The 24,449-nt window shown below is 66.5% G+C and carries 27 protein-coding genes and 1 pseudogene; 14 read left to right on the top strand and 14 right to left on the bottom strand.

Features of this window, described 5'->3' with window-relative positions; all coding sequences use genetic code 11:
- The first annotated feature begins 67 nt into the window (after positions 1 to 67).
- The 4 genes from P7D22_RS08285 (at position 68) to arfA (ending at position 4,740) form a co-directional block, all read left to right on the top strand.
- Complete coding sequence (locus P7D22_RS08285) at positions 68 to 1,354, top strand: extracellular solute-binding protein (protein ID WP_319933755.1); 1,287 nt, start codon at positions 68 to 70, stop codon at positions 1,352 to 1,354.
- A gap of 71 nt (positions 1,355 to 1,425) precedes the next feature.
- Positions 1,426 to 2,304 carry a carbohydrate ABC transporter permease gene (locus tag P7D22_RS08280; protein ID WP_319933754.1) on the top strand — a complete coding sequence of 293 codons (879 nt, stop codon included), beginning with the start codon at positions 1,426 to 1,428 and terminating at the stop codon, positions 2,302 to 2,304.
- Positions 2,301 to 3,125, top strand: coding sequence for a carbohydrate ABC transporter permease (locus P7D22_RS08275; protein ID WP_319933753.1), 825 nt, complete (start codon positions 2,301 to 2,303; stop codon positions 3,123 to 3,125). Before P7D22_RS08280 ends, P7D22_RS08275 begins: the two co-directional genes overlap by 4 nt.
- A gap of 88 nt (positions 3,126 to 3,213) precedes the next feature.
- The gene (gene arfA / locus P7D22_RS08270; protein ID WP_319933752.1) at positions 3,214 to 4,740 is read left to right on the top strand and encodes an arabinosylfuranosidase ArfA; all 1,527 of its coding nucleotides are present in this window, start codon (positions 3,214 to 3,216) and stop codon (positions 4,738 to 4,740) included.
- Positions 4,741 to 4,857: 117 nt separating this feature from the next.
- Here the strand turns inward: arfA and P7D22_RS08265 are convergent, their stop codons facing one another.
- From P7D22_RS08265 to P7D22_RS08255, 3 genes and pseudogenes are all read right to left on the bottom strand, one after another.
- Positions 4,858 to 5,058, bottom strand: coding sequence for a hypothetical protein (locus P7D22_RS08265; protein WP_319933751.1), 201 nt, complete (start codon positions 5,056 to 5,058; stop codon positions 4,858 to 4,860).
- A 3-nt stretch (positions 5,059 to 5,061) separates the two neighbouring features.
- Positions 5,062 to 5,148, bottom strand: a pseudogene (locus P7D22_RS08260) (methyltransferase domain-containing protein); the annotation flags it as partial.
- Between the two features lie 15 nt (positions 5,149 to 5,163).
- Positions 5,164 to 5,487, bottom strand: coding sequence for a hypothetical protein (locus P7D22_RS08255; protein ID WP_319933750.1), 324 nt, complete (start codon positions 5,485 to 5,487; stop codon positions 5,164 to 5,166).
- 157 nt (positions 5,488 to 5,644) lie between these two features.
- Between P7D22_RS08255 and P7D22_RS08250 the strand changes: the two genes are divergently transcribed.
- Complete coding sequence (locus tag P7D22_RS08250; protein WP_319933749.1) at positions 5,645 to 6,712, top strand: spore photoproduct lyase family protein; 1,068 nt, start codon at positions 5,645 to 5,647, stop codon at positions 6,710 to 6,712.
- Positions 6,713 to 6,764: 52 nt separating this feature from the next.
- Here the strand turns inward: P7D22_RS08250 and P7D22_RS08245 are convergent, their stop codons facing one another.
- A complete protein-coding gene (locus tag P7D22_RS08245; protein WP_319933748.1) occupies positions 6,765 to 7,166 on the bottom strand; it encodes an SWIB/MDM2 domain-containing protein in 402 nt (133 codons plus the stop codon).
- Between the two features lie 316 nt (positions 7,167 to 7,482).
- Positions 7,483 to 8,403, bottom strand: a complete 921-nt coding sequence (locus P7D22_RS08240; protein WP_319933747.1) for an SMP-30/gluconolactonase/LRE family protein — start codon at positions 8,401 to 8,403, stop codon at positions 7,483 to 7,485.
- Positions 8,404 to 8,718: 315 nt separating this feature from the next.
- On the opposite strand from P7D22_RS08240, the gene P7D22_RS08235 reads away from it, so the two are divergent.
- Both P7D22_RS08235 and P7D22_RS08230 read left to right on the top strand, forming a co-directional pair.
- Entirely contained in the window at positions 8,719 to 9,588 is an 870-nt protein-coding gene (locus P7D22_RS08235) for a hypothetical protein (RefSeq protein WP_319933746.1), read from the top strand.
- 184 nt (positions 9,589 to 9,772) lie between these two features.
- Positions 9,773 to 10,357: a class I SAM-dependent DNA methyltransferase gene (locus P7D22_RS08230; protein WP_319933745.1), complete on the top strand. Its 585-nt coding sequence runs from the start codon at positions 9,773 to 9,775 to the stop codon at positions 10,355 to 10,357.
- A 73-nt stretch (positions 10,358 to 10,430) separates the two neighbouring features.
- On the opposite strand, the gene rimO is transcribed toward P7D22_RS08230, so the two are convergent.
- Both rimO and guaA read right to left on the bottom strand, forming a co-directional pair.
- Positions 10,431 to 11,786 carry a 30S ribosomal protein S12 methylthiotransferase RimO gene (gene rimO, locus P7D22_RS08225; RefSeq protein WP_319933744.1) on the bottom strand — a complete coding sequence of 452 codons (1,356 nt, stop codon included), beginning with the start codon at positions 11,784 to 11,786 and terminating at the stop codon, positions 10,431 to 10,433.
- Positions 11,787 to 11,848: 62 nt separating this feature from the next.
- Positions 11,849 to 13,435, bottom strand: coding sequence for a glutamine-hydrolyzing GMP synthase (guaA, locus tag P7D22_RS08220; protein ID WP_319933743.1), 1,587 nt, complete (start codon positions 13,433 to 13,435; stop codon positions 11,849 to 11,851).
- A 125-nt stretch (positions 13,436 to 13,560) separates the two neighbouring features.
- On the opposite strand from guaA, the gene P7D22_RS08215 reads away from it, so the two are divergent.
- Together P7D22_RS08215 and aat are read left to right on the top strand one after the other, a co-directional pair.
- A complete protein-coding gene (locus P7D22_RS08215; protein ID WP_319933742.1) occupies positions 13,561 to 13,899 on the top strand; it encodes a hypothetical protein in 339 nt (112 codons plus the stop codon).
- A gap of 40 nt (positions 13,900 to 13,939) precedes the next feature.
- Positions 13,940 to 14,668 carry a leucyl/phenylalanyl-tRNA--protein transferase gene (aat, locus tag P7D22_RS08210; protein WP_319933741.1) on the top strand — a complete coding sequence of 243 codons (729 nt, stop codon included), beginning with the start codon at positions 13,940 to 13,942 and terminating at the stop codon, positions 14,666 to 14,668.
- Here aat and P7D22_RS08205 read toward each other — a convergent pair.
- Positions 14,626 to 15,264 carry a DUF2155 domain-containing protein gene (locus P7D22_RS08205; RefSeq protein ID WP_319933740.1) on the bottom strand — a complete coding sequence of 213 codons (639 nt, stop codon included), beginning with the start codon at positions 15,262 to 15,264 and terminating at the stop codon, positions 14,626 to 14,628. The genes aat and P7D22_RS08205 overlap by 43 nt on opposite strands.
- A gap of 79 nt (positions 15,265 to 15,343) precedes the next feature.
- Complete coding sequence (locus tag P7D22_RS08200) at positions 15,344 to 15,772, bottom strand: NADH:ubiquinone oxidoreductase subunit NDUFA12 (RefSeq protein WP_319933739.1); 429 nt, start codon at positions 15,770 to 15,772, stop codon at positions 15,344 to 15,346.
- Positions 15,773 to 15,927: 155 nt separating this feature from the next.
- Between P7D22_RS08200 and P7D22_RS08195 the strand changes: the two genes are divergently transcribed.
- From P7D22_RS08195 to P7D22_RS08185, 3 genes are read left to right on the top strand one after another with little or no spacing between them, the layout of a single operon-like run.
- A complete protein-coding gene (locus tag P7D22_RS08195) occupies positions 15,928 to 16,692 on the top strand; it encodes an SDR family NAD(P)-dependent oxidoreductase (protein ID WP_319933738.1) in 765 nt (254 codons plus the stop codon).
- 10 nt (positions 16,693 to 16,702) lie between these two features.
- Positions 16,703 to 17,626 carry a 2-dehydro-3-deoxygalactonokinase gene (locus P7D22_RS08190; protein WP_319933737.1) on the top strand — a complete coding sequence of 308 codons (924 nt, stop codon included), beginning with the start codon at positions 16,703 to 16,705 and terminating at the stop codon, positions 17,624 to 17,626.
- On the top strand, positions 17,623 to 18,279 hold the full coding sequence (locus tag P7D22_RS08185; RefSeq protein ID WP_319933736.1) for a 2-dehydro-3-deoxy-6-phosphogalactonate aldolase: 657 nt from the start codon (positions 17,623 to 17,625) through the stop codon (positions 18,277 to 18,279). The genes P7D22_RS08190 and P7D22_RS08185 overlap by 4 nt, the downstream gene beginning before the upstream one ends.
- A gap of 26 nt (positions 18,280 to 18,305) precedes the next feature.
- On the opposite strand, the gene P7D22_RS08180 is transcribed toward P7D22_RS08185, so the two are convergent.
- The 4 genes from P7D22_RS08180 to P7D22_RS08165 all read right to left on the bottom strand — a co-directional run bounded on the left by P7D22_RS08180 (position 18,306) and on the right by P7D22_RS08165 (position 21,457).
- On the bottom strand, positions 18,306 to 18,743 hold the full coding sequence (locus P7D22_RS08180) for a BLUF domain-containing protein (RefSeq protein ID WP_319933735.1): 438 nt from the start codon (positions 18,741 to 18,743) through the stop codon (positions 18,306 to 18,308).
- A 211-nt stretch (positions 18,744 to 18,954) separates the two neighbouring features.
- A complete protein-coding gene (locus P7D22_RS08175; protein WP_319933734.1) occupies positions 18,955 to 19,593 on the bottom strand; it encodes a DUF998 domain-containing protein in 639 nt (212 codons plus the stop codon).
- Positions 19,590 to 20,363, bottom strand: coding sequence for a polyphenol oxidase family protein (locus tag P7D22_RS08170; RefSeq protein WP_319933733.1), 774 nt, complete (start codon positions 20,361 to 20,363; stop codon positions 19,590 to 19,592). The genes P7D22_RS08175 and P7D22_RS08170 overlap by 4 nt, the downstream gene beginning before the upstream one ends.
- Entirely contained in the window at positions 20,360 to 21,457 is a 1,098-nt protein-coding gene (locus tag P7D22_RS08165) for a class I SAM-dependent methyltransferase (RefSeq protein ID WP_319933793.1), read from the bottom strand. Before P7D22_RS08165 ends, P7D22_RS08170 begins: the two co-directional genes overlap by 4 nt.
- 224 nt (positions 21,458 to 21,681) lie before the next feature.
- On the opposite strand from P7D22_RS08165, the gene P7D22_RS08160 reads away from it, so the two are divergent.
- Positions 21,682 to 21,993, top strand: coding sequence for a polyhydroxyalkanoic acid system family protein (locus P7D22_RS08160; protein WP_319933732.1), 312 nt, complete (start codon positions 21,682 to 21,684; stop codon positions 21,991 to 21,993).
- A gap of 34 nt (positions 21,994 to 22,027) precedes the next feature.
- Here the strand turns inward: P7D22_RS08160 and P7D22_RS08155 are convergent, their stop codons facing one another.
- Positions 22,028 to 22,957: a lipid kinase gene (locus P7D22_RS08155; RefSeq protein ID WP_319933731.1), complete on the bottom strand. Its 930-nt coding sequence runs from the start codon at positions 22,955 to 22,957 to the stop codon at positions 22,028 to 22,030.
- 238 nt (positions 22,958 to 23,195) lie between these two features.
- On the opposite strand from P7D22_RS08155, the gene P7D22_RS08150 reads away from it, so the two are divergent.
- Positions 23,196 to 24,443 (top strand): aromatic ring-hydroxylating oxygenase subunit alpha, encoded by a 1,248-nt coding sequence (locus P7D22_RS08150; protein WP_319933730.1) that lies wholly within the window; start codon positions 23,196 to 23,198, stop codon positions 24,441 to 24,443.
- Positions 24,444 to 24,449: the final 6 nt, after the last annotated feature.

The raw sequence follows: 24,449 nt of genomic DNA, 5'->3' as shown, positions 1-24,449 counted from the left end.
GGCAGGCCGTATCGAGGCAAACACACGGATATCTTGCCGTCCGGACCATTGTCGGGGAGGGACATCGATGAAGCATTTGACACGCGTGGCCGCGTCGGCCCTGGCAATGCTGGCGCTTGCCACGAGCGCCGAGGCCAAGACCCAGGTAGTGTGGTGGGACTTCCTCGCCGGCGGCGACGGCGTCCGGATGAAGGGACTGATCCAGGCCTTCGAGAAGGACAATCCGGATATCGAGATCCAGGCCACCACGCTCGAATGGGGTGTGCCGTTCTACACCAAGGTGCAGACCTCGGCCGCCATCGGGCAGGGCCCGGACATCATGACCTATCACCTGTCGCGGCTGCCGCTCGGCGTCTCGACCGGCACGCTGCGCCCCTTCTCGGATGAGGAGCTGAAGAGCGTCGGGCTCGGCCAAAGCGATTATTTCGGCTCGGACTGGGATGCGGCCCATGTCGACGGCAAGCTTTACGCCGTGCCGCTCGATATCCACTCGATCATTCTCTACTACAACAAGGACCTGTTGAAGAAAGCCGGGCTTCTTGGCGACGACGGCAAGCCCAAGGGGCTCGACGGCCTCACCAATTTCAATGCGGCCATCAAGAAGTTGAGCGGCGCCAACGGTGCCCAATACGGCCTTTCCATCCACAACGGTCTGCCGGACGGCGGCTCCGTGTGGCGGATCTTCTACACGCTGCTGAACCAGCAGGGCGGCACCTTCATGTCGGGCGACAAGGTGCTCGACGGCGACAATCTCGGCAAGGCCGAGACGGCGCTCGGCACCATGGCCGATTGGGTGGCGCAGGGCTGGTCGCCCAAGAACACCACCTATGCGTCGTCCATCGCGCTGTTCACCTCGGGCAAGGCCGCGATGCACATCAACGGCGTGTGGGAAGTGCCCACCATGATCGACCTCGCCAAGTCGAATAAGCTCGGCTTCGAATGGGGGGCGATCCAGATCCCGACCTTGTTCGCCCACCAGGCCACCTGGGCCGACAGCCATGCCTTTGCGGTGCCGGCGCGCAAGGGCAACGAAATCTCGCCCGAAAAGATGAAGGCGGTGATGACGATTGCGTCCTGGATCGACAAGCACAGCCTGGCCTGGGCGGAAGCGGGGCACATCCCGGCCTATCGGCCGGTGACCGAGAGCCCGGCCTTCGAGGGCATGAAGCCCAACGCCGATTACGCGACCTTGGCCAAGACCGCCGTCTTCGATCCGAAATCGACCGTGGCCGGCGTGGCCTCGCCGGCCTACGAGGCGGCCACGAACTTCATGGAGCCGGCCGTCAACGGCCAATTGGACTCGAAGAGCGCAATCGCCCAGACGCGCGACGAGATCCAGAACGCCCTCCAGTAACCGGGTTCCCTCAAGGCGCGGCGGGTCCGACCGACCCGCCCGTCTGCCGCGTTCCGCAACCCTGGCCCGCCATGCCGCTTCCGCGCAAACGCACCCAGACCCGCACGGCCCTCGGTTTCATCGGGCCGTTCGTGCTCGCTTATGCGGTGTTGTTTCTGTACCCGACCGCCAAGATGGTGGAGCTGAGCTTCACCAACGCGCCTCTCGTCGGCGGCGGGCATTGGGTCGGCTGGGCCAATTACATCCGGCTCGCACGTGACGCGCTGTTTCTGCAATCGGTCGGACACACGATCTATTTCGTTGTTCTCACCGTGATCCCGACGACGCTGCTCGGCCTCGTGATCGCGCTCGCGGTCAGCCGTCTCAGTGGCAAGCTTCAGAGCCTCGTCCTGGCCGCCTTCTTCCTGCCCTACATCCTGCCGGTCTCGGTCGTGTTCCGCATCTGGGAATGGATGCTCGACCCGCAGTTCGGCATCGCCCAATGGCCTGTCAGGCTCCTCACGGGGCATACGGTCGCCATGTGGTCGGACCCGCTCTGGGCCATGCCGAGCGTTGCCTTCATCACGATCTGGTGGACCAACGGCTTCAACGTGCTGCTGTTCATCGCGGGTCTGCGCAACATCAGCCAGGACGTGCGCGACGCCGCCGCGCTCGATGGGGCCGGTGCGATGGCGCAATTCCGTTTCATCACATGGCCGTTGATCTGGCCCGTCACGGCCCTGGTGCTGACCATCCAGCTGATCCTGCAACTCAAGATCTTCGACCAGATCTACCTGATGACGCAGGGCGGACCCTTCAACTCCACCTATGTGGTGGTGCAGTACATCTACAAGCAGGCGTTCCAGGGCAATCGCGGCGGCTATGGGGCGACGGTGGCGGTGGCGTTGTTCGTTGCTATCGCGGCCTTGTCGACCTTGCAGTTCCAGGCGCTGCGGGCGCGGTCGGCATGAGGCGAAGGCTGCCCGCGCTGCTGTTCACCGGGCTGACGTGTCTCGCGGCGGCCCTGTGGTTCTTTCCCATCTATTGGGCCTTGGTCACCTCGCTGAAGCCCGAGTTCGATGTGGTGCAACCCGGCGTGGCGCTGCTGCCGCAGCATCCCACGCTCGACGCCTACAGCTACGTCTTCACGCACACCGCGATCCTGCACTGGTATCTGAACTCCACCGGCACCTCAGTGACCGTCACGCTGCTGGTGCTGTGCTTGAGTTCGGCCTGTGCCTACGCGCTGTCGCAACTGCGCTTTCATGGTCAATATTTGCTGTATGGCGTCATCCTGGCGAGCTTCATGGTGCCGGTCCAGGCGTTGATCGTCACCCATTTCGTGCTGATGAACAGCTTTGGGCTGATCGACACCTGGCTTGGCGTGATCCTGCCGCAGCTGGTCGTCCCGGTGACGGTCATCGTCTACAAACAATTCTTCGACCAGATTCCTAAGGAGTTCCGCGAGGCGGCGCTGCTCGACGGCGCCACCGAATTCCAGATCTTCAGCCGCATCTACCTTCCGATGAACTGGGGTGTCACCACCGCGCTCGCCATCATCACATTCATCGGCGCTTGGAACAACTTCTTGTGGCCGTTCCTGGTCTCCAACTCGAACGCCAGCATGACCGTTACGGTCGGCATCACCCAGGTGCACGAGAATTTCGGCGTGCAATATGCCCGCAACCTCGCGGGCGCGGTTATCGCGGCCTTGCCGGTGGCGATCGCCTACCTGTTGTTCCAGCGCCGCGTGACCGAGGCCATCATGCTTTCGGCCGGCATCAAGGGATGAGGCCGCGCCGCGGCCCTCCGGGTGGCGCCGATGGGCTGGATCGCTCCGCTTCACCTGCCACGACGATCAAACCAACCCGAGTGTCCCGATGACGAAAGCCAAGATCACCGTCGACCGCGATTTCGTATTGTCCGACCTCGACCGTCGTGTCTTCGGCGCCTTCGTCGAGCACCTCGGCCGCTGCGTCTACGGGGGCATCTACGAGCCCGGCCATCCGACCGCCGACGCCCGCGGGTTTCGCGGCGATGTGCTGGCGCTCACAAAGGAACTCGGCACCACCATCATCCGCTACCCGGGTGGAAACTTCATGTCGGGCTATGACTGGGAGGATGGGGTCGGTGCTGTGGACGAACGGCCGAAGAAGCTCGATCTCGCCTGGTTCTCGACCGAAACCAACCGCTTCGGCACCAACGAATTCATCGACTGGTGCAAGGCCGCGGAGGTCGAGCCCATGCTCGGCGTCAATCTCGGCACCCGCGGCATGGACGAAGCGCGGCAATATCTCGAATATTGCAACCATCCCGGTGGCAGCCATTTTGCCGAGCTGCGCCGCAGCCACGGCTACGAGGCGCCGCACGACGTCAAATTCTGGTGCCTCGGCAACGAGATGGACGGCCCCTGGCAGATCGGCGCCAAGACCGCGCAGGAATACGGCCGTCTCGCCAAGGAAACCGCCAAGGCGCTGCGCTGGATCGACCCGACGCTGATCCTGTCCGCCTGCGGCTCCTCACACCGGCAGATGCCCACTTACGGCACTTGGGAATATGAGGTCCTCGATCATTGCTTCGACGAAGCCGACTTCATCTCGCTGCACACCTATTTCGCCAACAAGACGGACGAGATCGACGAATATTTCGGCGTCATCGACCAGATGGATTCCTTCATCAAGGAGGTCGTGGCGATCTGCGACGCGGTGGCGGCCAAGCGTCGCTCGCCCAAGCGCATCATGCTCAGCTTCGACGAATGGAACGTCTGGTACAAGGCCCACACGATCGAGCACATGCGCAAGCCCGGCTGGCCCGAGGCGCCGGCCCTGCTGGAAGAGATCTACAACATGGAGGATGCGCTGATCGTCGGCGGCGCCCTCATAACCCTGATGAACAATGCCGACCGCGTGAAATGCGCCTGTCTGGCGCAGCTCGTGAACGTCATCGGTCCCATCATGACCGAGACTGGCGGCCCGGCGTGGCGCCAGACGATCTTCCACCCCTTTGCGCTCGCGGCGCGCTACGCCCAGGGTCGCGTGCTGCAGGCCAAGGTCGAGACGCCGACGATCAGCACGAAAGCCGTGTCCGACATGCCGCTTCTCCTGGCCTCCGTCACCGAGGATCCCGCCAGCGGCCGCCTTGCGATCTTCGCCCTGAACCGGTCGGCGACCGAAAGCCTCGACGTTACGCTGGATCCGCGTGGATTCGGGAGCCGGCTCGAGGTCGTGGAGGCGCTCGAACTGCACCACCCGAACCTGAAGGCCATCAACTCCAAAGCTGCTCCCGACACCGTGACGCCGACCGCCACCGCCGACGTCCGGATGTCCGACGGCCAACCTCAGGCTATTCTGAAGCCGTTATCGTGGACGGTGATCGTGCTCGAAGATGCGGAAGCTCGCGACAGGTAGCCCGGCACCAATCGGCATACCGGTCGGCCAAGAAGGTCCTCCAGCACGCGGTGGATCGCCCGTTCGGAGGGCCTGCCATCAGCGGTCAAAACTTAGCCGAGACTCAGGCAACGGCGCTCATTCCGCCGTTCGCCCGATCACAACATGTAATGGGTCTCCGCCGCTTCCTTCGGACACCAGGTCGTAGGCTTCGACCGTCGGGAAGCCGGCTTGCTGGAGGTAGAGCGCAACGAGGCGCATCCGCTCCGCGCCGCCGAGCCGGCCCCAGAGCGCGATCGCCTTGGTGGGAAAGCAGCGGTTCGAGAAGCTGATGACCACCAGCCCTCCCGGACGGAGCACGCGGTGAACCTCGTGCAACACCACGACTGGGGTCTGCAGGTATTGCACCGAGGCGCACACCACCACGGCGTCGAAGCTTGCAGCCTAGAGAGGCAGGTGGGGGTCGGCATTCAGGTTCTGCACGAACCATCGCGTCAGGCGTGGGTTGGCCGCGAGTTCCTCGGCATTCATGCCGTGGCCGACGACGGACGCATAGGACCGATCGGCCGGCAGATGGCTGACCCAGCTCGCCATCAAATCGAGCACCGTTCCCCCTGGCGGCAGCATATCCCTGTAGAATTGCGTGACCGCTGCCACGGCCGCGGCGTCGATGTGGGTGACGAAGCGGGGCATGGCGTAGAACCGGTCGTCCGGCGCGGCATCGAGCTTGGCAAAGGCCGCCGGAGGAAGCTCGGGAAGCAGGGTCATGGACGTCCTCGTCGTGCTAGGGTCGCTTTGGCAACGATGTCGGACGCTGGGGTTCGCCGCGGCGCAGGGCCGCAGCCGCGCTCGGGCGGCCTGAACCCGGCTTAGACTGCGATCGATCGGCCACCCGCCCCGTGGAGGACGCCAACGGAAACTTTGCATGGCCTTGCCCGACCAGCTTCTCGACATCCGCAGGATCTTCCTGGAAGCCAAGGTGGCGGAATACCCGCGTGGGCAGGAGATCCTGGCCCGATACCCGGACGCCGAGCGGATTCCGGTGACATCCCACTGGATGATCCCGAGCCTGCACGGCAATGCAGGCAGTGCCGAAGACTGGCTGCGCATCAAGCGCGACACGCTGGTGCTTGGGGTCAAAAAGGCGTTGACGTTTCGGCCGAACGGGCGAAGCGCCCATTTCATCGCGCCTTCGACCTCGAATGGGTGTGCGATGGCCTGCGCCTATTGCTACGTCCCACGCCGCAAAGGCTTCGCCAACCCGATCTCGCTCTTCGTCAACATCGAGGAGATCCGCCGCGCCCTTTCGCGCCATGCGGCGCGCCAGGGTCCTCTGGGAGAGCCTGACCAGATCGATGAGCGGGCCTGGGTCTACGACCTCGGGGAGAACGGCGACCTGTCGGTCGACGCGCTGCTTTGCGACAATGTCCGCGACCTGGTGGCGACGTTTCGCGACATCCCGAACGGCAAGGGCTCGTTCGCGACCAAGTTCGTCAACAGGGACCTGCTGGGCTACGATCCGCAAGGGCGCATGCGCATCCGCTTTTCATTGATGCCCGAAGCGATCGCCCGGGTGGTGGACGTCCGCACCAGTCCCATCGCAGACCGCATCGCGGCGATCGACGACTTCGTCCGCGCCGGCTACGAGGTGCACGTCAACTTTTCGCCCGTTATCGTGTATCGGGGCTGGGAAGACGATTGGCGTGCGCTGTTCGGTCAGATCGATGCCGCGCTGTCGCCCGCCGCGAAGGCGCAGCTCAAGGCCGAGGTGATCTTCCTCACCCACAACGAGCAGCTGCACGAGGTCAACCAGCGCTGGCACCCCCGGGCCGAGGACCTGTTGTGGACACCCGAAACCCAGGAAACCAAACTCTCGCAGGGCGGCATGGTGAACCTGCGTTACCGCGTCGCCTGGAAGCGGCAATGGCTCGATCGCTTCCAAGCCCTTCTGGCGCGCTCAATGCCCTATTGCGGCATACGCTACGCGTTTTAAGCCCGGCCGGCGAGGCGGGCTATGCCGCTGCGCCGGCTGGACTCCCGACGGCTCACTCCTGAGTGAGATGCGCCGATAAAAGCTTGTTCATCTCGAACATCGTCGCCTTGTCCTGCCCGAACACGACCTTCAGCTTGTCGTCGGCGAGGATCTCGCGCCGGTTCTCGGGGTTCTGCAGGTCGTGCTTGCGGATGTAATCCCAGACCTGGCTCACGACTTCGGTCCGCGGCATCGGCCCCTTGCCGACCACGGCCGCCAGCTGCTCCGACACCTTCAGCGGCTTCGACAGCGCGGCATTGACCTTCTTGACCGGCGGGACCTGCTTGGCCTTGTCATTCTTGGTCTTCCCGGTGGCGACTTCGGCCTCGGCCTCGATCGCCTTCTGGGCCTTCGATCCCTTGCTGGCAGGCGCCTTTGCGGGAGCCTTGGTGTCCTTTGATGCCGACTTAGCCATCCTGTTTCCTTTCCATGATCCTTCGCGTCGGTGTCGACGAGAAACGTCTTGGCGCCTCGCTCTCGCTTCGGGACCAGTCCCGTTCGAGCGCGCGACGCGCCGATCTTGATCTCCCGCCTCGCGTCCCGCCGCTCGACGTCGGGCGTTTTCGCCCAGTTTTGTCACTCGAAACGCACAAAGCCCGACGAAGGTCCGACTGCGGCGCTATCGTACAGGCTTGTCGAAGAACTTTGGAAGGCCCTTCGGGCGATTGCCCTCTACGAAGGTAATCGTTTCTTTCCGGCCGCGGTCCGATGCGGTTTCACCGTTTGGCCCGCTAGCGCGGCCAGGAGGCTCCATGGGCGTTCACATAGGTCGCGTAAAGCGAAGTGGTGCCGCAGATGTAGAGCCGGTTCCGCTTCGGACCGCCGAAACACAGGTTCGCCACGGTTTCCGGCACCTTGATCTTGCCCAGCAACGTGCCGTCGGGGTGGTAGCAATAAACCCCCTCGGCCGTGGAGGTCCAGATATGGCCCGCGGTGTCGATCCTGAGGCCGTCGAAGACGCCCACCGGACAGGTGGCGAACAGCCGGCTCGCCCCCAGGCTCCTGCCATCGGCCGCGACGTCGAAGACGTGGATGTCGCGGGGCCCGTTCACGACATGGCTGACGCCGGTGTCGACCACGTACAGCAGCGATTCGTCGGGCGAGAAGGCAAGGCCGTTCGGCTTGACGATGTGTTGCACCACGGATGTCACCGCGCCCGTGCTGCCGTCGATCCGATAGACGTGGCTGACCCCGAGCTCCGATTCGGCCGCGTTGCCCTCGTAATGGCTGTCGATCCCGTAGGTCGGATCGGTGAACCACACCGAGTCGTCGGATTTGACCACCACGTCGTTGGGCGAGTTCAGCCGTTTGCCGTCGATATGACTCGCCAGCACGGTGCGGCTGCCGTCGTGCTCGATGCGCGACACGCAGCGGCCGCCATGCTCGCAGGACACGAGCCGGCCCTGTCGATCGACCGTGTGGCCGTTGTGGTTGCCGGCCGGTTGCAGGAACACCGAGACCGAGCCATCGGTCTCGTCATACCGCATGACGCGATCGTTCGGGATGTCGGACCACACCAGATATTTGCCGGCCGCGAAATAGGCCGGGCCTTCGGCCCAGCGCGAGCCCGTCCACAATGTTTCCAGATGGCAATTGCCATGGACGAGCCGCGTGAAACGGGCATCGATGACTTCGAAATCCTTGGTCAGCACGGTTTGCGTCCCTCCTGCGGCGCCTCTGATCGCGGCGCCGTCATTACGGGCAAAACCATGGCTTGGCCGGTGCCAAAGCACAACCTCGCACAGGGGTGGCTGACGTCAGTGCCGCGACCGTTGTCGCCATGCGGCACCCTTCGAGCCTAAGCCGCCGCCCCGAAGCTACGGAATCGCAGAACGATCCAAGTCGCGGGTCGATGGGGTCCGCGCCGCCGTATCGGCGCGAAGGCGTTCCGGCGAGACCGATCGGTAAGGTTTGATTCAGCCTCCTGGCGCATCGTGGTGAACGAAGCGTTTCAGCGAGCCGCCCGCATGACCTCCGATCCCTCGTCCTTGTCAGCGCATTCCTCCGCGGCCCGCGGCGCACCGGTCCTCGACGGCGAGGTGATGCCGCCTCTCCGCACGCCACGATCCGAACCGAAACAGGCGCCCCGGCCTGCGGCGTCGCCGAAGGCTGCCCGGCGTCTTTCCCTCGGTCTGGCCGTCGCGGGCGGCCTTGCGATCGCAGCGGCGAGCGGCGGCGTCGCCCTGGAAGGCTACCGGTGGCATCTGCGCACCCTCCACGTCGCGGCGGCGTCGGGCGCCAATGCCACCGCGCTGGCGAAGCTCGGCAAGGATGTGGGCGACCTGAAGTCCGCCGTGGTGGCCGACCGGCAGGACGACACCTTGAAGGCGCTGCGCAAGACCGTCGATCAATTGCGCGGTGAGGTCGATGGGCTGCGCTCGGCCAACGCGGCCGCGACGGCGCAATTGGCCGCAAAGCTCGAAAGCAAACCCGCGACCCCGCCGGCCATGACCGAGGTGGTGTCGCGGCTCGACCGGATCGACCACGATCCACGGCTGGGGGAGATCGCCTCGCGGCTCGACCGCATCGAGCACCAGGTCGCGTCACCGGCCCCGACCGGCAGCATCGTGCCCGCGAAGCCGGCGACCCAGGCCACGACCGTGCAGGCCAACGCGGCCCCGACAGGCCGCGCCGCGAAGCCGGCGGTGCTCGACAACTGGATCGTGCGGGATGTGTATTCCGGCATCGCCCTGGTGGAAGGTCGCAGTGGCAGCGTCCGCGAAGTCGTCCCGGGCGAGGTGCTGCCGGGCGCCGGCGAGGTGCAGGCGATCCAGCGCCGGGGCCGTGGTTGGATCGTGGTGACGAGCCGCGGAATCATCGACACCGAAACATGGTGAGGCTCCGGCCGCCGCCCCGACCCCCGCACAGCTTCAGCCGTCCCGCATCGCATTCCGGAGTTCCGCCCATGACGCATCTTTGGGGTGCCGTTCAGGCCTTCGTGGCCGCCGCGACGGTCGCGACCCTGCATCAGCTCGCGGTTGGTCTCTGGCATCTGTAGGGTGTTGGCCGTGGTGCACCGGCATGCGTGACGACACACTTCCACTGAGCCACTTCGAGGCGATATACGCCCGCGGGGACGACCCCTGGCATTTCGCCAGCTCCGCCTACGAGGCCGCCAAATATGCGGCAACGCTGGCCGCCTTGCCGCGCGCGCGTTATGCCCGCGCCTATGAGGTCGGCTGCTCGGTGGGGGTGCTGACGCGGGCGCTCGCCGACCGCTGCGACGACCTGCTCGCCGTCGAACCGGTGTCGACCGCCCTGACGGCTGCGCGGCACCGCAACGCCGACAAGCCCTGGGTCCGCTTCGCCGAGGCTTTCGTGCCGCGCGACTGGCCGCAAGAGCGGTTCGACCTGGTGGTGCTGTCGGAGGTGCTGGATTATCTCGGCACGTCGGATCTTTCAGGCGTGGGCGATTGCCTGCGGCGGACGCTCGATCCTGGCGGCGACGTGGTGCTGGTGCACTGGATCGGCAAGAAGGGCGGGGTCACCGCACGGCCCGACGAGGCTAGCGAAGTCCTAATCGGGGCGCTCGGCGATGTGCTGACGCCGATGGTGCAGCGGCGCACCAAGGATTACCGCCTCGATGTGTTCCGGCGCAGAGCCTGAACGACCCAGGTGCGGCGACGGGTTCGAAAACCCTCACAACCCGCTCGCCGCATGAGCTTTCCTACGAGACGGATCAAACCACCATGCCGTGCAGGTCATAGGCATCGGCGCGCTCGACCTTGACGGTGACGATGTCGCCGACGCGCACGGGCCGCCGAGAGGTCATGTAGACCTTGCCGTCGATCTCGGGTGCGTCGCCCTTGCTGCGCCCCTGCGCGACCGTCGGGCCCGCCTGATCGACGATGACCTGCAATCGACGACCCACCTTGGCCTTCTGCCGAGCCGCGCTGATGGATTGCTGGTGCTGCATGAAGCGGCGGTGCCGTTCTTCCTGCAGGGCGGGGGCGATGGGCGTCAGGCCAAGGTCGTTGGCTGGGGCACCGGCCACCGGCTCGTATTTGAAGGCGCCCACCCGGTCGAGCTTGGCTTCCGTCATCCAGTCGAGCAGGAACTGGAAATCCGCTTCGGTTTCGCCCGGAAACCCGACGATGAAGGTCGAGCGCAGCGTCAGGTCGGGCAGGGCGGTGCGCCAGGACCGGATGCGATCGAGCACTTTTTCGTGGTTGCCGGGCCGCCGCATCGCCCGCAGCACCTTCGGCGATGCGTGCTGGAACGGAATGTCGAGGTAAGGCAGCACCAGCCCGTCCGCCATCAAGGCGATCACGTCGTCGATATGCGGATACGGGTAGACGTAATGCAGCCGGACCCAGGCGCCGAACTGGCCCAGCTCGCGGGCGAGGTCGATGAACTTGGTGCGGACCTCGCGGTCGCCGAAACGATCGGTGGCAAATCGCACGTCGAGCCCATAGGCGCCGGTGTCCTGCGACACCACCAGCAGCTCCTTGACGCCCGCCTTGACCAGTCGCTCCGCCTCACGCAACACGTCGCCAACCGGCCGCGACACCAGATCGCCGCGCAGGCGTGGGATGATGCAGAAGGAGCAGCGATTGTTGCAACCCTCTGAAATTTTAAGATAAGCATAGTGCCGCGGTGTCAGCTTGATACCCTGCGGCGGCACGAGGTCGAGGAAGGGATCGTGCAGCGGCGCGGCGACCTTGCGGACCGCCGTCATCACGGTCTCATAGGCTTGCGGGCCAGAGATCGACAGGACGTTCGGGTGTTCTGCCGTCACGGCACCCGGTTCGGCACCCATACAGCCCGTGACGATCACTTTGCCATTCTCGGCCAGCGCGGCTCCGATCGCATCGAGCGACTCGCGCTTGGCGCTGTCCAGGAACCCGCAGGTGTTGACGATCACCGCGTCGGCCCCGGCATGGCTTTTCGTCAGTTCGTAGCCTTCGGCCCGCAAACGCGTGATGATGCGCTCGCTATCGACCAGCGCCTTCGGGCAGCCGAGCGACACGAAGGAAATGCGCGGCGCCGCACGCTCCGAGGCGGGAGCCTGGTCAGGCAAGGTCGAGGTCAGCATGCGAGACCCATGCCATGCGGCGCTGGACGACGCAAGGCAGGGGCACAGGCCTCAGCGGGGCGCTATTCCCACTCGATCGTGCCGGGCGGCTTCGACGTGACGTCATAGACGACACGGTTGATGCCCTTCACTTCGTTGATGATGCGGGTCGCGACCCGGCCCAGGAACGCCATGTCGAAGGGGAAGAAATCGGCCGTCATGCCGTCCACCGAGGTGACGGCGCGGAGGCCGCAAACCTGGTCGTAGGTCCGGCCGTCGCCCATGACTCCCACGGTGCGCACCGGCAACAACACCGCGAAGGCCTGCCAGATCGTGTCGTAGAGTCCGGCTTCACGGATCTCGGCGAGATAGATCGCGTCGGCTTGACGGAGGATGTCGAGCTTTTCGCGCGTGATGTCGCCGGGAATGCGGATCGCTAGGCCCGGCCCCGGGAAGGGGTGCCGTCCCACGAAGGCCGCCGGTAGTCCGAGGGCGCGTCCGAGCACCCGCACCTCGTCCTTGAACAAGGCCCGCAACGGCTCAACGAGCTTCATGTTCATGCGCGCGGGCAGGCCGCCGACATTGTGGTGCGACTTGATCGTCACCGACGGGCCGCCACTGAAGGACACGCTTTCGATGACGTCAGGGTAGAGCGTGCCCTGGGCGAGGAAATCGGCGCCGCCGATCTTCGCGGCTTCCGCCTCGAAGACGTCGATGAAGAGTTTGCCGATCGTCTTGCGCTTCTGCTCCGGGTCGGTGATGCCGGCGAGCGACCCGAGGAACAGCTCGCTCGCGTCCACATGGACCAGCGGGATGTTGTAATGGTCGCGGAACAGCGACACGACCTGCGTGGCCTCGTCCTGGCGCAGCAGGCCATGGTCGACGAAGACGCAGGTGAGCTGCTCGCCGATCGCCTCATGGATCAATACGGCCGCGACCGCCGAATCGACGCCGCCCGACAGGCCGCACAGCACCCGGCCCTGGCCCACCTGAGCTCGGATCTGCGCCAAGGCCTCGTCGCGGAACGCCGCCATGGTCCAGTCGGATTTGAGACCCGCCACCTTGTGCAGGAAGTTCGAGATCAGCCGTCCGCCGTCCGGCGTATGCACCACCTCCGGATGGAACATCAGGCCGTAATAATGACGCGCCTCGTCAGCGATCACCGCATAAGGGGCGCTCGGCGAGGTCGCGACGATGCGAAAGCCTTCCGGCATCCGGGTGACGATGTCGCCATGGCTCATCCAGACCGGATGCGACTCACCCTCGGTCCACAGGTCGTCGAACAAGGCGCATCGATCGCGCACCGTCACATCGGCACGCCCGAATTCGCGGTGGTCGCCCTGGTTGACGGCGCCGCCGAGCTGATGCGCCATCGCCATCTGGCCGTAGCAGATGCCGAGAACGGGCTTGCCGGATGCGAACACCGCATCGGGCGCGCGGGGGCTGTTCTCTTGGCCGGCGGATTCAGGGCCGCCCGACAGAATAAAGGCGTCCGGCATGCCGGCCTCGATGGCGGCCGCGGCATTCTGGAACGGCACCACCTCGCTGTAGATGCCGGCGTCCCGCACCCGGCGGGCGATGAGTTGCGTGACCTGCGAGCCGAAATCGATGATCAGGACCCGGTGATGATGCGCCGTCGACACGGTATGTTCCTCAATCCCCTGTGTCATCGCATGCCTCTCCCGTGGCGCCCGACTTAGGCGATGCCGGCCAGCAAGGCAAAGGTAAACGCGACGGCTCGGTCTTGAGCGATGCGGGGAACGGCACCGAAAAGCTTTGCCCGTAGACCTGCGGCATGGACCATCTGTCGTTTGCGTCTGCCTATCGGACGGCGGCGATCCTCGCCGCATTTTCTCAGGCCAGCAGGGGGGCCGATGACCCGTGTCGCGGCCTGCGCTCGTTCGGCCTGCCGACCGGCTCTTCCGCCCCGACCGCCGCCGGGCGCGGGCTCAGGCGGCTTGCGGTCTGGCTCGGCGCCGCCATGGGGCTCGAACCCAACCGGGCTTGCCGGAAGCGGCCGATCGGATCGACGAAGGCATCGGGGGCCGCTGATCCCGCAGCGCCGTCGCGCCTCGTCAGCCATTTCGCCTTTTGCGACGGCGCACCCGAATGGCACGACCGCCACCTCGGCTGACGGACTTGACCGGCAGCCCACGGTTTCTATCACGGACACCATGGCGCCTCCGCATCCCCCGGTCGAACTGCACCCGGACCTCCTGTTGCGAGCCTATGCGGCCGGCATCTTCCCGATGTCCGAGGGCGCCGACGACCCGGAGCTGTTTTGGGTGGATCCCGAACGGCGGGGCGTTTTTCCGCTCGATGGACTGCGCATCGCCCGCAGCCTCGCGAAAGTGTTGCGGTCGGATCGCTTCACGGTGGCGGTCGATCGCGACTTCGATGCCGTGATCGCCGGCTGCGCCGAAGCCAAGGCCGATCGGCCGAGCACCTGGATCAACGCCCCGATCCGCCAATCCTATGGCGAATTGTTCACGCGCGGCTTCGTCCATACGGTCGAGGTGCGGCAGGCGGGGGCGCTTGTCGGCGGCCTTTACGGTGTGTCGCTGGGCGGCGCCTTCTTCGGGGAAAGCATGTTCCACCGCGAGCCCGATGCCTCGAAGGTGGCGCTGGCGCATCTCGCGGCGCGTCTGGTGCGCGGCGGCTTTCGCCTGCTCGACACGCAATTCGTCACGCCGCACCTGGCGAGCCTCGGCGCGGTGGAGATTTCACGCCGCCGCTACCGTCGGCTATTGGCCGAGGCGCTGAGGCTCCCGGCAACCTTTCCGACCGACGCCGCTTTAAGCGGTCTGCAAGTCCTTGCGACGCTCGACCGGAGCGCCGCAGAGGTCACGCAGCCGGCAGATCACTTGCCGGCCGGGTCCTTGCCGCCGAAATCATTGGAATAGCTGTTGGTCGGGAAGAAGGACTGGCTCGGCTCCCGGCGTTCAGGCTCGATCGCCACGGGCGGCGGTTCCTGACGACGGACCACCCGGCGCGGCTTGGGTGGTGCCGGGGCCGCCACCGGCGCGGCCGGGGCCGGTGTTGCGCCAGGCGCAAGGGCGGCCGGAAGGGCGTTCGGGTCCTGGTCGAGGCTGGGCACATCGGCGATCACCTGCGTGCCGCCTTTGCAATCGGTCAGCCACACATCATAGACCGGATGTTCGACGCCGTGCAGGCCGGGGCTCGCCGAGAACATCCAGCCGGAGAAGATCTGCTTGTCGGTCTTGTCCGACTGCACCTCGTCCACCTGGGTAAAGGCGTCTGTCTGCGGGGTTTCGGTTTGCGGACGGGTGTAGCAAACGCGGGGCGTCACCTGCAGCGAACCGAACTGCACCGTTTCGTCGATCTTGGCTTCGAACGAGATGATGCGTCCGGTGATCTTGTCGAGCCCGGAAAACACCGCCACCGGATTCTTGATCTTGTCGGCCAGGGCAGGGGGCGCGGCAAGAACCGCCGCCAGCCCGATGCCGGCGATGATCCGTGCAGGACGAAACGATACCATCGGAACTCGCGCGCATCCCCGGGTGAACGATCCCGCGGTTACACGCGACCGGTATGGCAAATCGATGATGCCGCGGCCCTCAGTTGGGCGTCCAGGCTCCGTAATCGGCCCCTGTCTTCTGCCGCTGGCCGGAACGCAGCGTCGATCCTTCGGGTCGATACGCGGCCGGGGTGCCGGTCATGTTCGGCACATAAGGCTTCTGCCAGTCGCGGGGCTTGTAGTTTTCTTCCGTCGGCGGCGTGTCGCAGGTGTGGTGCAGCCAGCCGTACCAACCGGGCGGCGTCAGAGAGCCGTCACATTCGCCGGCATAGATCACCCAGCGGCGCTCGAACAACAGCACGGGATCGATCTTGCCGGTTTTGTAATAAGCATTGCCGAACTCGTCAGACCCCACATAGATTCCGTAGCGGTTCGTCCAAACGCGCGTGCCGATCGTGAGGCGGTTCCACCACGAGAACACCTGGGCGATGCTGAACGGTATCTTGGGTCCGCGCTTGTCATGCGCCATATCGGGGTCCTTTCGAGCGGGCGGACTATGGCGCGCGACGGCAGGCCCGTAAAGCGGCAAACCGCGCATGGGAATGCTGCGGACGCTCCGGTTGCCGATTGCGGGAATGCCGCGGCCTCACTAAACCGAAGCCGATTGAGCGACGGGATGCCTGCATGACCGAGATTGCGACCTATCCGAGCTTGCGGGACGCAGCCGTGCTGATTACCGGCGGCGGCAGCGGCATCGGGGCGGCCCTGACCCGCCGCTTCGCCCAGCAGGGCGCCAGGGTCGGGTTCCTGGATATCGCGGACGCACCCTCGCAGGCCCTCGTGGCCGAATTGACCGAGGCGGGGCACAAGGTCGCCTTTGCGCATGCGGATTTGCGACGCATCGACGAACTGAAGGCCGGTATCGCGGCCCTGCGGGAGCAGGTCGGTCCCTTCGGCGTTCTGCTCAATAACGCCGCTCACGACGAGCGCCATGCCTTCGCGGATATCACGCCGGACTATTTCGACGAGCGCATCGCGGTCAATCTGAAGCACCAGTTCTTTGCCGCCCAGGCGGTGCTGCCCGACATGCAGGCGGCGCAAAAGGGCTGCATCATCAACTTCGGCTCGGTGTCCTGGATGCTGGGTCAGGGCAACATGGCCATCTACACGGCGGCCAAATCCGCCATCCTCGGCTTCACGCGCTCGCTGGCGCGCGATTATGGCAAGGACAACATCCGGGTGCTGTCGATCGCCCCGGGCTGGATCATGACGGAGCGCCAGCGCGACCTGTGGCTGACCCCGGAGGCCGACCGCGACCGCCTCGAGCGGCAATGTTTGAAACGCGCCCTGGTACCCGACGACGTCGCCCGCACGGCCCTGTTCTTCGCGTCCGACGAGGCAGGGGCGATGACGAACCAGAGCTACCTCGTCGATGGCGGCTGGGTTTGAAGGCGTCGCGATGACCACCATGCAGCTTCCCGCCTTCGTGGCCGTGGACTGGGGCACCACCCGCATGCGGGCCGCGCTGGTCGACCGCAACGGCCACGTCCTCGATCGTGCCGCGTCCGAGGACGGCGTCCAGAGCGTGCCGGCCGGCGGCTACGAGGCCGCGCTCGAGGCGGCCTGCAGCGCCTGGTTTGCGGCGCATCCCGACCTGCCGGTGCTGATGTCCGGCATGGTGGGCAGCCGTAACGGCTGGATCGAGGTGCCCTATGTGTCGCCGCCCTGCGGTGCCGACGATCTCGGCCGCAGCCTGCAGCGCGTCGCCGCGGCGGCGCGGCGGGTTTTCATCGTGCCGGGCGTCGATTGCCGCTCCGAGGACGGCAGCTACGACGTCATGCGGGGCGAAGAGGTGCAGGCCTTCGGGTCTGGGCTGCGGGATGGCCTCGTTTGTCTGCCGGGCACCCATAGCAAATGGGTCGAGATGGTCGATGGCCGTATCCGTCGCTTCGCCACCTTTGCGACGGGAGAGCTCTATGCGGCCCTGACGCAATCCTTTGTGGGGCGTCTCGCCGAGGCGCCGGACGATGCGGATGCCGGGGCGGCGGTCGGGGAAACGGTGGCCCGCCTGCCGGGCGGGTTGAGCCGGCAGGTGTTCCAGGCCCGCGCCCAGGTGCTGGCCGGCACCATGTCGGGCCATGCCGTGCGGCCGTTCTTGTCGGCGCTGCTGATCGAAGCCGAGGCGGCCGGCGCGCGTGCCATGTTCGGCGCCGCCGGCGCCGTGACCTTGGTGGCCGGCGAACCGCAGCTCGGTCCTTATGAACGCATCCTGGCGCGGCATGGTTTTTCGGTCGTGAGCGTGACGCCCGAGGCGGCGACGCTTTCGGGGCTCAAGCTCCTGGCCGCCAGCGCGGGGGATTTCGGATTGGAACAGCTGCGATGACTGGGACGATCGAAGACCGCTATGCGGACGATTTCGCCACCATGCCGGTGGTGGCCATCCTGCGCGGCCTCGTGCCGCGCGAGGCTGTGGCGATCGGCATGGCGCTGGTCGAATCCGGCATTCGCATCCTCGAAGTTCCGTTGAACTCGCCCGAACCCTTTGAGAGCATCGGCCTTCTGGCGCGTGCCTTCGCGGGGCATGCGACCGTCGGCGCCGGGACGGTGCTGACGCCGGGCGACGTCGACCGGGTGCGCGACGTCGGCGGTCAGATCATCATCTCGCCCAACATGAACCCGGTGGTGATCCGCCGGGCCCGCGAGGCGGGGCTTGTGTCCTTGCCGGGATGTTTGACGCCGACCGAGGCCTTTGCGGCGCTCGAGGCGGGCGCTCATGCGGTCAAGCTGTTTCCGGGCGAACTGGTGACGCCGGGTGTGGCGCGCGCCATGGCGGCCGTGCTGCCGAAGGGCACGCGCCTGCTCGTCGTGGGCGGCGTCGCGGCCGACACGATCGGCACCTGGAACGGCAGCGTCGTGCATGGCTTCGGCATCGGCTCCTCGCTGTTTAAGCCCGGCATGACGCCGGACGACGTGCGCGGGAAGGCGCGAGACCTCGTGGCCGCCGTGCGGGATTGGGCTGCCGCTTCGCGCGCCTGACTCTCGTTGCGGTTGAGGGCGGGCCGTCAGCCGCGCGCGCCTTCGTCCTTGATGGTCAACTTGTGCAGGGCGGCCAGCAGCTTGTCGCTGGTCGCCTGAGACGGATCGAAGCCGGTCGCCTGCCCGATCTCGGCGAAGCTCCGGGCATCGATGGGCCGCGCGCCCACAAAGCCCATCGACCAATGCGGGAAGCCGCGCTGCGCCAGCGGCTCGAAGGCCAGCAACGACACTTCGCGGTGACGTGCATCGCGCTGGATGCGGTTGAAGGTAGCCTCCAGAGCCTCGCGGCGGCCTTCCAGCACCTGCCCGAAACACCCGGCATTGAACATCAGGGCGCCGGAAATATCGGAGGCCGCATTGTTCCTGCGGCTGCTCGCCAGGATGTCGGCGATGGCGTCCACCAGGTCCGGTTCCGGAATGCGGTTGCGGCTGTAGTAAACGAGGCGGTGCAAGCCTGATTCCATGATGGGCCTCATATTGGCGCGACTGGACCGGCCCTCCACGCGAGCCATCTCTGATGGTCATAAGGCCGTGCGTCGGTTTTCCCAGGGCTTGACGGGTGACGACGACGCGCAATCGCGCGACACGACCGCCCGCTTGCCTCGGCCGGCCTTAGCGCTCCGGCGCCTTGTCGTTCGGCAGAGGTCGCCGGGCGCGTCTCGCCGATCAGCGGCGTCAGGTCGGCAGGCGTTTGATCCGCCCTAGGAGAGCCAAACCTGCGGCCATTTCCCAAAGCGTGATGGTGTCGACCGCGCCGCGTTCCAGCAGTCCCGGAGGCCAGCCGCGGCTGAGCACCAGCGCCAAACCGCAGCCCAGGCCGAAGGCACCGCAAGCGACGCTGAGTCCACGAAAGGCCGGCCCCGCAAGGTCGCTCCGCACACTGAGGCCTGCACCCATCAGGGCGAGGTTGCCGCCCAGGATGGCCGCATAAGCGCCCATGACATGCAGGTGCGGTGTGCCGGCCAGCGTGCCAGGGGCGCTGTGCACCAGCCCGACGGTGATCGAGCCGACCGCATGCACCGTCGTCAGTGCCAGCACCGCCCACCGCAGCCTGGGCCGCAGCGTCGACCGCAGCAGAAAGGCCGACACCAGCGCCAGCAGGCCAGCCAGCACGAAGCCACCGTTCATCACCGCCGCCAGCGGCGAACAGATGCCCGTGGCGGAGCACGGCGAAACGCCGAGATCGCTGATGTAGTTGCGGCTGTAGCTGTAGGGTCGCGGCCAGGCCGCCGCCGTGATGGCCTCGGCCGCGAGGTACTGGCCGCAAAGCAGCAGCGTCGCGGCGCCGGCTGCGAGCCGGCGTTCGGGGCTCATCGGATCACGATGGCACTCACCAGCCGGCCATAATCGGCCTCGCGGCGATGCGTCGTCCGTCGATAGGAATAGAACTGGTTCTCGTCCGGGTAGGTGTCGAGCCGCATGTCCTCGAACAGCCCGACGCCGGCAGCCCGACAGCGGTGGCCGATGAGGCCCGGCAGGTCGAACAAGCTGTGGCCAGAAGTGCCACTCGGCTTGAAGAAGCGGTCGAAGCTCGCGTCGCGCTCGAGGAAACGCGCCACGAAGTCCGGGCCGACCTCGTAGGAAGCCTGGGCGATGGTCGGCCCCAGCACGGCCACGACTCTGTCGCGGCGGGCCCCGAGATCCACCATGGCCGCTACGGTTGCACCGGCGACGTCGTCGAACGCGCCCTTCCACCCCGAATGGCAGGCGCCGATCACGCCCGCCTGGGCATCGGCGAACAACACCATGCCGCAGTCCGCGCCCGTGACCCCGAGCGCGAGCCCGGGAATGCGGGTCACGAGGCCGTCGCCTTGCGGCCGTTCATCCGTGGCCCAGGGCGCCTCCACCGTGAGCACGCGGTTGGAATGGATCTGGTAGGGCACCAACAGGTGCGACGGCGCGACCCCGAGCGCCTCAGCCATCAGGCGGCGGTTATCGGCCACGGCATCGGGGCGATCCTTCGAGCCCACGCCGCCGTTGAGGCTGGCATAAAGGCCGTCCGAGACGCCGCCGCGCCGGGTGAAGAAGGCGTGCGACAGGCGCGGATAGTTCAGCAGGGCGGTGCGGATCACCGGTAGCGTCATGGCATGTCCTCGGGAGTGAAGCCGGGCACCGCCGTGAGGTCGGGTCCGGTGACCGCGATGGCTTTGAACAGGTGACCCATGCCGGGCTCGGGGCCGGCGAGCCGCTCCGCTGCAGCCGAAAGCGTGGCCGCCTGGGCGGGATCGCGGGCGCGGCTCAGCGCCGCCGTCCGCTCGGCGAGCCCGAGGCCAAGCAGCAGGGCGCCCTGCGTCACCGGGCCGTGGACGCGGGCGCCGCAGTCCGCCGCGGCGCGACCGAGGGCCGCGAAATCCACATGGGCCGTGATGTCCGCTTCGCCCGGCTCCGCCAGGGGATCGACGAAGCCATGCCGCCGCACGGCCTGCAACGTGTCGCCGGGGCCGGACGTCACAGAGCCGTAGTCGATCGCCAGCAGGGCCCCGCCCTGCGCCACGAGGCGCGTCGCCAGCGAGCGGACGATCGCCTCACCGGCCAGCGACACCTCGAACACGCCCGTGGCGCCCGGCGCCGGCACAGGCCACCGCGACTGCCGGGTCAGGGGATCGGGCGACAAGCCGAAAGCCAGCCGTCCGTCTGCCCCGAGGCCCACCAGACGCTCGTGCACCCCGGTGTCGGTGCGCACGAACTGGCGGATCGGCAGCGCATCGAAGAACTCGTTGGCCAGCATCAGGGCAGGGCCCGGCGGCAGCGTGCCGATGTCGTCGTGCCATGTCGCGGTGGCCTCGACGGAGGCGAGCGCCTGCTGCTGGGCTTGTCGCAGCACGGGGCTCGTTTCGACCATGTGGAGGTCGAGCGCCGTTCGAAAGGCCGGCAGCGCCCGGGCGGCCCGGAGGGCATCCGCCATCAGGGTTCCGCGGCCCGGCCCGAGTTCCACCAGGCAAACCGGGGCAGGGCTTCCCATCGCCTGCCAGACCGTGACCGCCCACAGGCCGAGCAATTCGCCGAACATCTGGCTGATCTCGGGGGCCGTGGTGAAGTCGCCCGCGGCGCCGAGCGGGTCGCGTGTGCGGTAATAGCCATGGCGGGGGTGCCCGAGCGCCAGCGCCATGTAGCGCTCGACCGAGATCGGGCCGTCGGTGGCGATCAGCGCGCGGATCTCCTCCAACAAGGCCGTCATGCGGGCCGGGGAGCGGGCGTCGAGGGATGCGTCATGGGTCGATGGTCTGCGGCCGGAAACGATGGCCCACATGGCTCCCCGAAGAGATCCGGTCAAGCCGAGGTCCGGGGACATCGCTTCGCGCATCGTTGCTCGACCCGATCTCGGCAGCCTTGTGGGGGTGCGGCCGATGGGCCGGGGCCCCATATGGGTGCGACACGTGTCGCGTTTGCGGAGTTTCAGGAATGACGAAGCCCCTGGTTGTATCGGTGCCGCATCAACTCGGCCGGCCCGAAGCAATCCGTCGCCTCAAGGACGGGCTGCAATGGGCGCGGGAAAAGTACGGCACCGTCGTGGCTATCCAGCAGGAGGATTGGGCCGAGGATCACCTGGCGTTCCGGGTCGCGGTGCTGGGCCAGGCGGCGGCCGGCACCATGGACGTGTCCGACACCGACGTGACGCTTTCGGTGCAATTGCCGTGGCTTCTCGCGAAATTCGCCGAAAAGGCGCAAGCCATGCTGCAGAAGCAAGGGCATCTGCTGCTCGAGAAGAAGTAGCCTCTAGCGATCAGGCCCGTCTCGCGCGCACCGCTTACGCGACGGGCTCGCGTCCCGCCGCGACGACGCCTTGCCGTGGTACGTAGACCCGCACGGCATGGCGCAGAACCTGGAAGTGCACCGGCGTGCGCGTGGTGATCTCGCCGTCGGTGTTGACCGAGCGCGGCTTGCGGGTCCGCACTACGATCTCGGCGGAGCTGAAGGTTCTCACCTCCTTCCAGCGACCGTGCGTGCCGCGCCGCATCGCCGGCAACAGGAACAACAGTTTCAAGGCGCTACGAACCTCGAGGCTGTAGACGTTCAGCCGACCATCATCGATCGCCGCATCCTCCGACACCGTCATGCCGCCGCCGTAGTGACGACCATTGCCGATCGCGAGGTGGATGGTGCGCGACATGCTGCGTTGGTCGCCCTGTTCGATGTGGACCCGGAAGGGCCGCATGCGGCTCAACACCTTGAAGCCCGCGATCGCATAGCCAAGCGGCCCCCACCGCCGTTTGGCGTCGCGCGTCAGGGCGCGCGTCAGGTCGACCCCGAAGCCGATGCTGGCCACATTGAAGAAGGGCTGCTGGTTGGCGAGGCCGAGGTCGATGCGGCGCTCGCAACCCTCGGCCACGACAGCCGCGGCCTCGGTCGGGTCGAGCGGGATGCCGAGCGTCCTGGCGAGGTCGTTCGCGGTGCCGAGCGGGATGACACCGAACGGCAACCCCGTCTCGATCAGGGCCGGGGCGGCGGCGTTCAGCGTGCCGTCGCCGCCGCCCAGCACCACGCAATCCACATGGTCGGCGCGGGCCCTGATGGTCGCCGCGATATCGTCCCGCCGGTCGCAGCTGCCGCGCTCCACCACGATGCCGGCCTTCTCGAGCGCCGCCAGCACCAGCGGCTCCGCATCGGCCCCGCGCCGCGCATGGGTGTTGATGAGCAGCAGCGCCCGTCGTGCCGTCCGATCGGGGTTTTCTGTCACGCCGTGCCTCGTTGCCGTTTCGGCCTCACCAAGGGGCAACACCCTGCGGCGTCAAGGCAAAACAGGTGAAGGTTCGGTCATGCGGGCCGTCATGTCATGGCCTCGATGACCGGCGCAGGCATGCCCTTGTCGAAATCCGGCAAGACCCGGGCCGATCCGCGTGGCTAGATCACCCCATAGACCACCCCGCACCGCATCCCGGCCGCCGGACCCGCGCGTGCCCGCAATCGAGGTTCCCATGTCCGTTCGCAGCGCCATGCTGTCGCAACTGCGTAACCGCCGCGACGGCTTCAGCCTTCCACGCGACTTCTACACCGACCCGGACTTCTACAAGGCGGACCTCGAGACCATCTTCTACAAGGATTGGGTGTTCGCCGGGCACGATTGCGAGATCAAGACGCCCGGTCAGTTCTTCACCCTGAAGATCGGCGACTACCCTGTGGTGGTGGTGCGGGGCAACGACGGTGCCATCCGGGCCTTCCACAATTCATGCCGCCATCGCGGGTCGCGGGTCTGCACCACCGACCACGGCAAGATGCGCCGTCTGGTGTGCCCGTACCACCAATGGGTCTACAACCTCGACGGCTCGCTGTTTGGCGCCCGTCATATGGGTGACGACTTCGACAAGTCGCAGTTCGGCCTGAAGCCGGTGCATTGCGAGAGCTTCGGCGGCTATGTGTTCGTCTGCATTGCCGAGGAAGCGCCGGACTTCGCGCGCTTCCGGGCCACGGCGGAGCCCTACACCAAGCCGCATGGGCTTGAGAACGTGAAGGTCGCGTTCGAGAGCACCATCATCGAGAACGGCAATTGGAAGCTCGTCTGGGAGAACAACCGCGAGTGCTACCATTGCGCCTCGAACCATCCCGAGCTGTGTCGCACCTATCCGGAGGCGCCGGCCTCGACCGGCGTGTCGGGCGGGGGCGACGATCCTGAAATCTCGGCCCATTGGGCCCGTTGCGAAGCCGCCGGCCTGCCGTCCGCCTTCGTGATGGCGCCCGACGGTCAGTTCCGCACCGCCCGCATGCCGCTGATCGGCGATGCCGAAAGCTACACCATGTCGGGCCAGCGCGCCGTGGCACGTCCGTTGTGCGACACGGTGGTCGAGCCGCGCATCGGCACCATGCTGTTGTTCCATTATCCGTCCACCTGGAACCACCTGATGGGCGATTCGGCCACCACCTTCCGGGTGCTGCCGATCAGCCCCACCGAGACGGCCGTCACCACCAAGTGGCTGGTCCACCAGGACGCGGTCGAGGGCGTCGATTATTCGATCGACGAGCTCACCAAGGTCTGGATCTCCACCAACGACCAGGATCGCGAGATCGTCGAGGAAAACCAGCGGGGTATCCTGTCGCCCGCCTACCAGCCCGGGCCCTATTCGCCCGAGCACGAAGGCGGCGTGATGCAGTTCGTCGAATGGTACGCCAACCTGATGGACAAGCGCCTGAGCGGCGAGGAAGCGCCGAAGCTGCGCAGCGTCGCCTGACGTTTT

Source organism: Lichenihabitans sp. Uapishka_5, assembly GCF_033947565.1.
In the GTDB taxonomy this organism is placed as follows: Bacteria; Pseudomonadota; Alphaproteobacteria; order Rhizobiales; family Beijerinckiaceae; genus Lichenihabitans.
This window is presented reverse-complemented; position numbering and strand designations above follow the sequence as displayed.